This window comes from Lentilactobacillus parakefiri (assembly GCF_002157585.1).
Taxonomy (GTDB): domain Bacteria; phylum Bacillota; class Bacilli; order Lactobacillales; family Lactobacillaceae; genus Lentilactobacillus; species Lentilactobacillus parakefiri.
Window position 1 is genome coordinate 20880 of record NZ_BDGB01000008.1, and the last position, 10893, is coordinate 31772.

The following is a 10893-nucleotide window of genomic DNA, read 5'->3' on the forward strand; positions in this document are numbered from 1 at the left end:
TGACTCTGGTTCAGTGCTTCGAGGAAATCCTGTAGCTCACTGTGACCATTCCTATCTTCGTAGAAATCAATTTCATACATTGTGGCTCTCCCTATCGATTAACTTTCATGCTATATTATAGCACGTTTGCAATATTCATGGATACACATGTTCATTGGAGAAGCATAATAAAATAATGATAAATCTATGCTTTCACCTAAGCCAAAAAACCAGCAAATCTATCCTGTATCACAAATGAGCAGAAAGAAAAAGCCTCCCACAACCCAGGAAGACTCACTCTCCACAAACTCGTTCACTTTCAGTCCAATCTCTCACTGTGCCAAGAACCCACCATCAATCGGCAGCTCAACCCCAGTGATAAACGATGAAGCATCAGATGCCAGGAATACCACCGTATTGGCAACTTCACTTCGCTCGCCCAAACGTCCCAGTGGGAAGAAATGGCCAAGATTACCTTCCGAAACGCCTAATGCTGACGAAGCGTAGTCGGCCATGCCGGTCTTGATGTAGCCTGGGTGAATTGAGTTGACCCGAACGTTGCTTGGCGCGTACTCAATCGCAGCGTCCTTTGTCATTGTTCTGATAGCACCCTTACTTGCGCCATACAGGATATGACCAGCTGATCCGCCGATTCCGGCAATGGATGAGGCGTTGATCACCGATCCGTGCTTCTTTTCAGCCATCACTGGCAGCACGTGCTTCAATCCCAAGAAGACGCCCAGTACATTAATCTTCATTAATTTGTTCCAAGTCTCCACGGTGATGTCTGGAATCTTGCCGATGATGTAAATCCCGGCATTATTGAAAAGAATGTCAATTGTACCGAATCTATCGATCGTCTCTTTAACAACCTTTTCCCAATCATCCTCACTGCTGACGTCCTGTTGAATAAACAGGGCGTTTTTGTCATTCAAATCATCCTGAACTTTTTGGCCGGCTTCAGCGTTCACATCCGTGAATACGACTTTGGCCCCCTCCTTCAAGAAAGCCTTGGTCGTTTCTAATCCAATCCCGTTAGCGCCACCAGTAATAATTGCAACTTTACCATCTAATTGTGCCATAATTCTCGCCTCCGAGCAAATTCAATTCTGATTACCATCTTCACCAAAAGTATAGCAACCTGCGGGCATATTTGAAAGCGATTACATTAGAAAATGATTGTTATTGTAATTAGTTTAAGTATTCAATAAGCCTTTTGTTATCAATACTCACGCCCACAAATCTTCTTATGCAATTAGATTTACACTCATCATATTTTAATGTACACTATGCATTAATTTACAAATCAGGAGGTCGAAATTCGATGAAAAACGGAACCCATATTATCAGGCTGGATAACGGCTATAGCCTATGGACGCACACCTGGAATGCCGGCGGTCAGGATCAGCTGCTTTGTCTTCATGGCGGACCGGGTGATACCCATGAAGTCTATGAGCAGTTTGGTGATGAACTGAAAGACATGAATATTGAAGTGAATACCTACGATCAACTTGGTTCGTGGTATTCGGACACACCCGATTGGGATGATCCGGCAATTCGAGACAAATACCTCAACGAAGATTACTACATCAATGAAATTGAGGAAGTCCGGCAAAAGTTGGGCTTGGATCACTTCTACCTAGTCGGCCATTCTTGGGGCGGCATGATCGCGATGATGTATGCAAGGAAGCATCCGGAACATCTCAAGGGGCTGATCATCATTAGTATGATCGACAACATTGCTGACTACGGGGAACGAATGAAAGCGATCCGGAAAGCCGAATTTACTCCAGCGCAAATCGCCTACATGAATGATATTGAATCTCGGGAAGAATTTTCCGACCCCACTTATCGAAAATACATTGATCATTTATATAACGGCTATATTCACCGCCGCCAGCCAGCCGCGCAAGCGCATGTGACGGATATTCAATCCAAGTCGGTCCACAATCATTTCCAAGGCGACAACGAATTCGTGATTACTGGTGATTTAGGGACTTGGGACTACCGAGATGAAATTAAAAAGATTAATCTACCGACCCAGCTAATGTTTGCCGATCACGAAACGATGCCTTTGAAGACCGCCGAACGGATGGCTCATAACTTCCCTCACGCACGCCTGGTGGTCACTCCTGATGGCGGCCACAATCACATGGTCGATAATCCGGACGTCTTCTTCTCTAACTTGAGAAACTACTTTAAAGATATTCGTGCAGGAAAATTCTAGCATTACAGGAGGTTTATTGAATGGCTAAAAACAATCTGAATAGCGACCCTAAGCTGAGCGATTTTGGCTACCAACAACAGTTGGAGCGCTCACTTTCACTCAAAGATTTAATTATCTATGGCTTAATTTTCATGGTTCCCATCGCACCCTTTGGTATTTACGGTTCCGTCGTTTCTTCCCCTCAAGGCATGATTGCCCTCACCTGTGTAATCGGTATGATTGCGATGTTCTTCACCGCGATCAGTTACGGTCAAATGTCCCAAGCCTTCCCGATTGCCGGCTCAGTGTATGCCTATGCGCAGCGGGGAATTAATAAGAGTGTCGGATTCCTAGCTGGTTGGATGATTATTTTGGACTACATTTTTGTGCCGTCATTGCTATATGTTATTTCTGCCAACTCGATTAAATCATTACTGCCCGGGATTCCGGTTTGGATCTGGTTGGTTTTATTCATTGCGTTGAATACCGTCATTAATGTTTTGGGGATTGAATTTACCGCCCGCACCAACATTGTTTTTCTGGTCGGCGAATTGCTGGTTCTCTTCATTTTCATAGCGTTCGGCCTTTGGGGCATCACCCATGGGGTCAGCGACGGATTTACATTAAAACCCTTCTATGATCCAGCCCATTTTAACCTAAACTTCGTCTTGACCGCCGTATCGGTTGCCGTACTGAGCTTTCTGGGATTTGACGGCATTAGCACCCTTGCCGAAGAAACCAAAGGCGGCAATAAAACCGTCGGCAAGGCGATTCTCTGGGCGTTGATGATCGTCGGCGTGTTGTTTATCGCCCAAACTTATATTGCCAGCCTGATTATGCCAGACTACACTTCATTCAAAGACTTGAACACGGCCTTTTATGAAATTGCCTTCAAAGTGGGCGGTCCGTTCCTGCAATACCTGACAACCATCGCAACGATTCTCGCCTGGGGGATTGCCAACGCACTGGCTGCCCAGGCGGCAATTTCGAGAATTCTGTTTGGAATGGCACGAGACAAAACACTGCCGCAGCTCTTAGCCAAAGTCCACCCGAAATTTAAAACACCGTATATCAGTACCTACTTGGTGGGCGTGATCTCATTAATTGTCGGCTTGATCTTTATGGACAATGTCGGCGTCCTGTCTTCCATCGTTAACTGCGGTGCATTAACCGCATTCCTAGTGATTCACGTCTCAGTTGTTTACTATTACGTCATCAAAAACGGCTCCAGACATTACTGGAAACACCTTGTTTCACCAATTATCGGTTTTATCATCATTGGTTTCGTGATGATTAATTTGGACCCTTTGGCAAAAGAAATCGGCGGCGTCTGGTTGATTATTGGGATTGTTTACTATGTGATTTTGAGGCGGACGCAGCGGAGTACGGAGTTGGATTTGTAGGGTTGAAATTTTAAGTAGTTCATTTATACATTGGTGATTTTTTTGAAAGAGCAAAAAAGGCAGCTAATCCGCTTTTAAAAAAGCTGATTAACTGCAAGCTTGAAGTAATAGTTAAAACTTCATGTAAATCTTCTTTTTGGCCTCATGAAGAGGATTGCTCGGGGTAAGTTCATTAATAGGGATTGTCTTCCATGATATTTAATTTGGTTGATTAATATCATATGAGGAGGCACTCTCTATTTTTATACAATCTAAAAACTGTTAATGAATTTTTCCAGATACTCGACGTTTTCTTGTAACGAGCCGGCCTACATCCAGGTCATGATTAGCTGCTAATCGCAAATATTATATAGCTCGCTCATAAACTTGGGCAATTCGCTAACTACAACGTCCAAATCACTACCGAATTCGACGTCATCACTGGCGCTGTAAGAGCTTAAATTGTGATACCCGATCTCATCGAGGAAGTGCAAGTCCTCAGCTAACCCATAAAGTTTTTTAGCCCACATTGATGAAATGATCGTGACGCCGTCATTGTCTAAATACTTAGCTGTTGTCATTGCGCCAGCACTGATAATTTTGACTAAATCTTCATGCAAAGCGGTGACCCAAAGTAATTTGAGTAAGCCAATACTTAAAATACTATTGAGTAAATTGTTGTAGTAGGTTTCAGAAATTAGGTTCCCTTTTAAATTATTCCAGTTAAGATTACTGATTGCCAAATAATCATCACCATCCAGTTTGACCTTGAAACCCTTTTGAATCGCCCAAAAGATATCCATTTTTAACTTACCAACGGTATTAAATCCTAAGTCTTTAAATCGCTCTTTTAAGCTAGGCTCATCAAAAAGCGATAGGTGTAGTAACTGCCCAGTCTCTAATGGCTTACCAATCACTTTTACTGCATGAAGGTTGTTGAAATTATCTAATTGTGAATCAATGTCCTGGTTGTGAATTCTTTTCTGTTCGTCTTGAGTAATGGTCTGAATTGGATCGTTTTCATTATGAGGTTTAAAGCAAAAATCTTTGTCCATCGCCAGATATTCACCAGCAGGCTTTTGTGGTAAATACATTGACGCCACCAGCGGTCGTTGATTTAAAATGTCTTTACGAAAGTGCCTAGTTGAAAAGTATAGTCTTGATTTTGGCTTAGTCAGCAACTCATATACGCCAGTGGTTGAATATAATTTACCCAGATTCTTCTGGGTGACCGGCATAAAGAACTGGTCACCGGATAATAGCCCATTTTCACCATTTGTTTGTAGTTGATTAATGATTTGGTACATATTAATCAGTTTGATATCTTGTCGCGTCAGCTGTTCCAAGATCGTTTTATTTTGACTATTAGATAAGCTATTCAAGTAGGTTGAAACTGGACCCAAGATTGTATTTTGAGCACTCCAAAAATAATGGTTGTCTAATAAATTTTGAACAATCTCCCGAGCCGCTACTTGATTATTTAATTTCTTTAAAGGTTTAAGACTTTTAGGTAATTTTTTCAAAGGTTTTTCAGTATTTGCTGGTTCTAAACTGCTGGAATCTGAATTAAGAAAAGTTTCGATCTGGCTTGACGTCATTAAGTTTGTTCTTTTATTAGCCATATTTAGTTAATACCACCTTAATTGAAGATACTTGTGGGGTTTAGGAACACAATGCCTGCGCGTCCGTCATACCGTCCACCTTTAGATCACCCCTACACATGTGGGGAATACTAGATCGTAGTTCATAACAAAGTTCCTCCCTTTAGGATCACCCCTACACACGTGGGGAATACCCAGCACTGTTTTGCTTAACAATCGTTTTCTTAGGATCACCCCTACACACGTGGGGAATACACTAATGAAATGTCGCCATTAAGCCATTTAAAAATAACAAATCACTCATTTTCAATGACTTTCAAATTTGAACACAAACTTCATTGATCACTTAAATTATATCATGATGGATAATGTACAAAGACAAAATCAAATCTACATTCATCTGAATTTCAACTGTTTACTTAACATTACCAACATGTATAGAAAATCCTCTTATAAGGCCCAAAAAAGTTCATTGGCACTTTGAATAAATAAGTGTAAAATTTCACATGTAAGCGCATTACATTTTTTCTTTAGGAGGATTCTAACATGACAAAAGTAGCAATGATTACCGATGGTGCCCAAGGGATCGGTGCTGAGATCGCACGTCATTTATCAAAAAAAGGTTATGACATCGCGATTGGTGATTTACCACAACAAAAAGAAAAGGCCCAGGCAGTTATTACCGAAGTTGCTTCGGCCGGTCAAAAGGCAGTGTTCATTCCTGTCGATGTCACCAATCAGGCAAACGTTGCCAAAGCCGTTGACGATGCAGCCAGCCAACTCGGTGGCCTTGATGTCATGGTTAACAATGCCGGGGTTGCCAAAGTTGATAAGTTTGAGGACATCAAGCCGAAAGACCTTGAGTTTAGTTTTAAAATCAATGTTTTTGGTGTCATCTATGGTATCCAAGCTGCTGCTAAAAAATTTAAAGAGCTTGGAGTCCCTGGTAAAATCATCAACGCATCTTCAATTGCTGGAATGCGCGCCTTTCCTGTTTGGGCAACCTATTCAGCAACTAAGGCAGCTGTTATCAGCATCACTCAAGCCGCTGCAAATGAATTTGCGGCCGATCACATTACCGTAAACGCCTATGCGCCCGGAGTTGTGGGAACGACTGGTATGTGGGATGAAATTGATCGTAAGATATCCGAGATTAACGGCAAACCACTTGGCCAAAACAAAAAGGACTTTATTGGTACCATTCCGCTTGGCCGGACAGTTGAACCCAACGATATTGCCAACATCGTGGAATTCTTAGCTAGTCCGGAAGCTGACTTTATCACTGGACAAGCTTACGCAGTTGATGGTGGTGGACTGCTTTAATTTGAATGAGCGCAACTAAACAATTTAACATCATAACAATAGCGGTTTGTGGAAAGATTATTTCTATAAACCGCTATTTTATATCTCATCATCGTCTCCGAATAGGTATTTCTCCGCAGCCTTCTTATCCTTGATAACCGGAATATCCAGCGATCGAATTGTGTTTACCAAATGACGACTAGCACGCTGTTCATCCATCACTAATCGAATCCGTCTTTTATCATCATTTTTTGATGGCATTTGAGTAACCTCCATTTTTAATACACCCATATTATCCCCAAAACGTTACGCTAAGTCTATGAAATATTCGGTCTGAAATTATGCATAAAAAGGCTCTACAACATCTATTTCCAACAGATATTGTGGAGTCTTTTCCTTTGTACTAAAAGTCACTTAAAAACCTACTTTTCAGCTTCCCCACTACCAGGAGTCTCCTCACCTTTCTTAACCGTGTAAGACTTGGCACCGGTTCCTGCTAAACTGCCACCTTGCGCAATCAGGTATTCAGGACGGATCGGTTTATTCTCCAGGAAGTCTTCGAGAATTTCCCGGGCGCCGGCTGCGTATCGTGCTTGCGCTGATAAGGTCGTTCCGGACATATGTGGCGTCATAGCTTCATTTGGCATCGTTCGCCACGGGTGATCCTTTGGCGCTGGCTGTGGGTACCAAACATCCCCAGAGTAGCCGCCAATTTGACCAGAATTCAAAGCGCGAACAATCGCATCCCGGTCAACTTCTTCACCACGACTATTATTAACGATGTATGCGCCCCGCTTCATTGAGTTGAGTACCTCATCGTTAAACAAGTGATAAGTCTGCGCATGAAGTGGTGCTGCCAAAACGACGGCGTCAACGGCTTTGACCAGGTCATGGACGTCAGGATAATAAGTTAATCCCAATTGATTCTCAACTTCATCAGGTAATTGATGACGCTGGTTGTAGACCAGTTTGACGCCAAATGGTTTCAATCGCTCCAATACGGCCCGACCAATTCGGCCAGCACCGATGACACCGACCGTCATGCCTTCCAAATCATAGGCCCGTGAAGCGGCGTCAGCGATATTCCAACCGCCGGCTTTAACAATGTCGTGGGCTGGAATAAAGTTCCGGACTAATGCCAAGAGTTGCATCACTTCTGCTTCGGCAACACTGACACTATTACTATAAGTGACTTCAGCGACCGTAATATTGTGTTCGTTGGCCGCGTTCAAATCCACGTGATCCGAACCAATTCCAGCGGTGATGGCTAATTTCAAATTCTTCGCTTTGTCAATTAAATCTTTGGTCAAATATGCCGGCCAGAATGGTTGGGAAATCACAACGTCTGCAGTTGGCAGTTCCTTTTCAAATACAGAATCGGGTCCCTCTTTGTCTGAAGTAACAACGAAATCAACACCTTTAGAGGCAAGGTATTTCTTAAGTCCCAGGCCACCGGACACACTTCCCAATAGTTCGCCAGGTTTGAAGTCAATTGCTTCTGGTGACGGTACCGTGGAGCCATCGGGATAGTGGGTAATCTTTGGGATATCATCCCTGACGTACTTTGGCGGAAAACCGTCCACTGGGTCAGGATACAAAACAGCTAAAACTTTGGTCATGATAATCGATCCTTTCTACAAATAACTGACCAACTTCCTCCAGCAATTAAATTTTAGCACGATTGGAAGCGGTTACAACTAAAAGCGATATTAATTTTAGTGAGCTAAATTGCCCCTTCCATCACTGAAATGACATATACTGATTTTGAAAAATTGGCTAAGCAGAAAAGAATGGAGGAATATACCAATGCCACTAATGCGAATTGATGTCATTAAAGGACACGACGATGCTTATTTAAAGAAAATGCTCGACATTGCTTACGAGGTTCAACTGGAAACCTTCAAAACACCCGATGGGGACCGTTACCAAATTCTTACCCAACATGAACCGTTTGAAATGCAGATTCTCGATACCGGCTTGGGGATTCAGCGCTCCAAAGACGTGGTCTTCTTCAATCTGGTCACCAGGCCGCGAACAACTAAGGCCAAGCAAGCATTCTACAACCAACTGGCAGACCGGTTGAACACGGAGCTCGGCATTCGAAAGGAAGATGTAATTGTCAGCCTAGTTCCAAATAACGATGATGACTGGAGCTTTGGGAATGGGGAGGCTCAGTTTTTGACTGGGAAATTGTAAAAATATCCGTGGTCGGGCTTGAGGATTTGGCTCAAACCTTACCTTGGGCATTTTCGATTAACCTTCTAAAAAGCTTAATTCATCCTGAATCTAAACGTTTTGTGTTGAACAAATAATTTTTTCTGATGCATAACTCTATTACACTAACCTCTCGGAAGATGTACTGTCGGTTCAGCAAGCTGATAAGCAGGTTTATCTGCATGGAAAACGAGAATTTTGATCAATAACATAATGAACAAAACGACGAAGCCCAAATTGGGTTCCGTCGTTTTTTTACTTCAAATGAGGTAATTATGTTAATACCTATAAAATAGCCCACCATGATACAACAGGTTGTGGTTAACATATCGCCAGGTGTCAGTTGTATAATGTCGATACTTCATATCAAACATCTTGAATTTGTAAGTATGGTGACCGACGTACTTATACTTCAGGCGATTATACCCTTGCCCAAACTTTCCACCGGGGGTATATGATTTATACATATCGATCTCGGACTTTCGAATGTGAAACCAAACTTTGTGAGTGCTGTCTCGCCAGTTACCCCTGAGTGCTTTTGGGGTGCCACGATGCCACGTAGCAGCATGTGTAGACGGCGTATAAGCTAACCCAATTTCCAAACCTAAAGCAAGCGTTGCAGTTGCTGTCAAGATCCTAGTTTTCATTATAAATTCTCCTCTAATCCCCGGGATAATCAACTAATCGAAAGTAATCTGTCTGCGATAAATTGTATGTCTTATTGTCTCCCCTTGATAATTGTAAACTGAAGGAAGACTTCAGTGATTGCGCAGCATGAAATGCCAATGTTTCCCTATTTACAGTCGCTGGGGAATAATAAACTGAAAAGGTCTTGGTCCCAGGCTGAACATATCCATCGTCCGCAAAATCGTTAAAGGCCATTGTAACGGTCTTTGTCTGTGGGTTACTGTCTAGAAGGACATCAGTTTTCGAACTGTTTTCCTTCACACTAATGGTAGATGGATAATTCTGATACCCGTATTGAACGCCGTCATTATTATATTTACCGCCAAAATACCAGCCAAAACTGGCTGTCGTTATACCTAAATTAATTGGTAAATTTAATTTCAAAGGTTGGGCGTTTGGCGAGTCAGGGGTTGTTCCGTTATCAGGCAAAACAACATTGGTCACATTTTGCTCACCAATTGGGTTATCGGGAGTTGCATTTGAAACGATCGTAAAAATTTTACCCTTAGTATTATTAATCGAGGAAAGATCCATTGGGTACTTCAACGACTGCCCCGCAATTCTCAAAATGACGCGTTTTCGGCTCATAACTGTCCAAGCATACATATCCTTGTGAAGTTGAAATGGCATTTTATTCCAGCCATTTGATCCCGTTCGTAAAGCCAATGTTGCGGTTGCATCGTTAAAATTCATTCCCGAGATTTTTGAAATATTTGGATTTTTATTCGGTTCCGCGGGAATATTATCAATCGTGTAAAGCTTGAAGTGCTTGGACTTATTCTTCGGAATAGTAACAGTTCCCTTTTTCGGATTGTACTGGTACGTGCCGTCCATTACTTCCACATCATAACTTTTAGTTTTTCCCTTGTACCATGTATGACCATTTTTGATATACGATCCTGATCTGCTGGCATCGGCATTGTTAGCAAAACAGACGATTAACAGCAGCGCGCTAAATATCGAGCCAACCAACAGTAATAACTTTTTATAATTCATAAAATCCCCACCTTGTATATTATTTAACACTTTAATTATACTTCAACAAACGCCCACGAAACGGCTATAATTAAGCTAATTAAAGGCTGGAGGTTTACGTATGCAAGAAATTTTGGACACCATCAGCACATGGATCGGTGCTGTCATACTGATCGTCTTGATTATCGCATTCCACAACTACCTGATCTGGGGAATTGGTGGAATTATGACGGTCTATTTTGTATCCGTTCGTTATCAGATTTACCAACATAATCGGCGGATTGACAAGAAAAGGACCAAGTAATGATTTTTGCCATTGGTTAAGGTGGATATACTTGTATATTATTGCAGCGTAAGATATACTTCAGATATACGGGAGGTGGCTATAATGGAAAACAAAGAAAAGACCATTGGCGAGTACAAAGCCCGCCGAGTGGGAAATGCTTTGGTTATCACAATTCCACAAAGCTTGGCAATCCAAGCAGGCGAAAAGTTCACTTTAAAAACAAATCAAGAGGGAAATGAACTGATTTACAAAAAAACAAAA

General features: G+C 42.1%; 11 protein-coding genes. 5 read left to right on the plus strand and 6 right to left on the minus strand.

Going from position 1 to position 10893, the window contains the following annotated elements:
• Positions 1 to 311: 311 nt before the first annotated feature.
• A complete protein-coding gene (locus LPKJCM_RS00720; RefSeq protein WP_057961539.1) occupies positions 312 to 1061 on the minus strand; it encodes an SDR family NAD(P)-dependent oxidoreductase in 750 nt (249 codons plus the stop codon).
• A 242-nt stretch (positions 1062 to 1303) separates the two neighbouring features.
• On the opposite strand from LPKJCM_RS00720, the gene LPKJCM_RS00725 reads away from it, so the two are divergent.
• Together LPKJCM_RS00725 and LPKJCM_RS00730 are read left to right on the plus strand one after the other, a co-directional pair.
• Positions 1304 to 2206, plus strand: a complete 903-nt coding sequence (locus tag LPKJCM_RS00725; RefSeq protein ID WP_057961538.1) for a proline iminopeptidase-family hydrolase — start codon at positions 1304 to 1306, stop codon at positions 2204 to 2206.
• A 20-nt stretch (positions 2207 to 2226) separates the two neighbouring features.
• The gene (locus LPKJCM_RS00730) at positions 2227 to 3588 is read left to right on the plus strand and encodes an APC family permease (protein ID WP_057961537.1); all 1362 of its coding nucleotides are present in this window, start codon (positions 2227 to 2229) and stop codon (positions 3586 to 3588) included.
• A gap of 332 nt (positions 3589 to 3920) precedes the next feature.
• On the opposite strand, the gene LPKJCM_RS00735 is transcribed toward LPKJCM_RS00730, so the two are convergent.
• Complete coding sequence (locus LPKJCM_RS00735; RefSeq protein WP_057961536.1) at positions 3921 to 5189, minus strand: hypothetical protein; 1269 nt, start codon at positions 5187 to 5189, stop codon at positions 3921 to 3923.
• A gap of 525 nt (positions 5190 to 5714) precedes the next feature.
• Between LPKJCM_RS00735 and LPKJCM_RS00740 the strand changes: the two genes are divergently transcribed.
• Complete coding sequence (locus tag LPKJCM_RS00740; RefSeq protein WP_057961535.1) at positions 5715 to 6491, plus strand: acetoin reductase; 777 nt, start codon at positions 5715 to 5717, stop codon at positions 6489 to 6491.
• Between the two features lie 78 nt (positions 6492 to 6569).
• On the opposite strand, the gene LPKJCM_RS13090 is transcribed toward LPKJCM_RS00740, so the two are convergent.
• Together LPKJCM_RS13090 and LPKJCM_RS00745 are read right to left on the minus strand one after the other, a co-directional pair.
• Positions 6570 to 6731, minus strand: a complete 162-nt coding sequence (locus LPKJCM_RS13090; RefSeq protein ID WP_165758545.1) for a hypothetical protein — start codon at positions 6729 to 6731, stop codon at positions 6570 to 6572.
• 161 nt (positions 6732 to 6892) lie between these two features.
• Positions 6893 to 8089, minus strand: a complete 1197-nt coding sequence (locus LPKJCM_RS00745) for an NAD-dependent formate dehydrogenase (protein ID WP_057961534.1) — start codon at positions 8087 to 8089, stop codon at positions 6893 to 6895.
• A gap of 187 nt (positions 8090 to 8276) precedes the next feature.
• Here LPKJCM_RS00745 and LPKJCM_RS00750 point away from each other — a divergent pair, with 187 nt between their 5' ends.
• On the plus strand, positions 8277 to 8666 hold the full coding sequence (locus LPKJCM_RS00750) for a tautomerase family protein (protein ID WP_057961533.1): 390 nt from the start codon (positions 8277 to 8279) through the stop codon (positions 8664 to 8666).
• 296 nt (positions 8667 to 8962) lie between these two features.
• Here LPKJCM_RS00750 and LPKJCM_RS00755 read toward each other — a convergent pair whose 3' ends face one another.
• Together LPKJCM_RS00755 and LPKJCM_RS00760 are read right to left on the minus strand one after the other, a co-directional pair.
• The gene (locus LPKJCM_RS00755) at positions 8963 to 9331 is read right to left on the minus strand and encodes a hypothetical protein (RefSeq protein ID WP_057961532.1); all 369 of its coding nucleotides are present in this window, start codon (positions 9329 to 9331) and stop codon (positions 8963 to 8965) included.
• A gap of 13 nt (positions 9332 to 9344) precedes the next feature.
• Positions 9345 to 10367 carry a hypothetical protein gene (locus LPKJCM_RS00760; protein WP_057961531.1) on the minus strand — a complete coding sequence of 341 codons (1023 nt, stop codon included), beginning with the start codon at positions 10365 to 10367 and terminating at the stop codon, positions 9345 to 9347.
• 100 nt (positions 10368 to 10467) lie between these two features.
• Between LPKJCM_RS00760 and LPKJCM_RS00765 the strand changes: the two genes are divergently transcribed.
• Positions 10468 to 10650 carry a hypothetical protein gene (locus tag LPKJCM_RS00765; RefSeq protein ID WP_057961530.1) on the plus strand — a complete coding sequence of 61 codons (183 nt, stop codon included), beginning with the start codon at positions 10468 to 10470 and terminating at the stop codon, positions 10648 to 10650.
• Positions 10651 to 10893 lie beyond the last annotated feature (243 nt).

What these genes read in the sequence shown, in the direction of transcription:
- LPKJCM_RS13090 (WP_165758545.1), bottom strand. Translation starts at nt 6,731, where the DNA reads ATGCCATCAAAAAATGATGATAAAAGACGGATTCGATTAGTGATGGAT.
- LPKJCM_RS00725 (WP_057961538.1), top strand. Translation starts at nt 1,304, where the DNA reads ATGAAAAACGGAACCCATATTATCAGGCTGGATAACGGCTATAGCCTA.
- LPKJCM_RS00765 (WP_057961530.1), top strand. Translation starts at nt 10,468, where the DNA reads ATGCAAGAAATTTTGGACACCATCAGCACATGGATCGGTGCTGTCATA.
- LPKJCM_RS00735 (WP_057961536.1), bottom strand. Translation starts at nt 5,189, where the DNA reads ATGGCTAATAAAAGAACAAACTTAATGACGTCAAGCCAGATCGAAACT.
- LPKJCM_RS00760 (WP_057961531.1), bottom strand. Translation starts at nt 10,367, where the DNA reads ATGAATTATAAAAAGTTATTACTGTTGGTTGGCTCGATATTTAGCGCG.
- LPKJCM_RS00745 (WP_057961534.1), bottom strand. Translation starts at nt 8,089, where the DNA reads ATGACCAAAGTTTTAGCTGTTTTGTATCCTGACCCAGTGGACGGTTTT.
- LPKJCM_RS00720 (WP_057961539.1), bottom strand. Translation starts at nt 1,061, where the DNA reads ATGGCACAATTAGATGGTAAAGTTGCAATTATTACTGGTGGCGCTAAC.
- LPKJCM_RS00750 (WP_057961533.1), top strand. Translation starts at nt 8,277, where the DNA reads ATGCCACTAATGCGAATTGATGTCATTAAAGGACACGACGATGCTTAT.
- LPKJCM_RS00755 (WP_057961532.1), bottom strand. Translation starts at nt 9,331, where the DNA reads ATGAAAACTAGGATCTTGACAGCAACTGCAACGCTTGCTTTAGGTTTG.
- LPKJCM_RS00730 (WP_057961537.1), top strand. Translation starts at nt 2,227, where the DNA reads ATGGCTAAAAACAATCTGAATAGCGACCCTAAGCTGAGCGATTTTGGC.
- LPKJCM_RS00740 (WP_057961535.1), top strand. Translation starts at nt 5,715, where the DNA reads ATGACAAAAGTAGCAATGATTACCGATGGTGCCCAAGGGATCGGTGCT.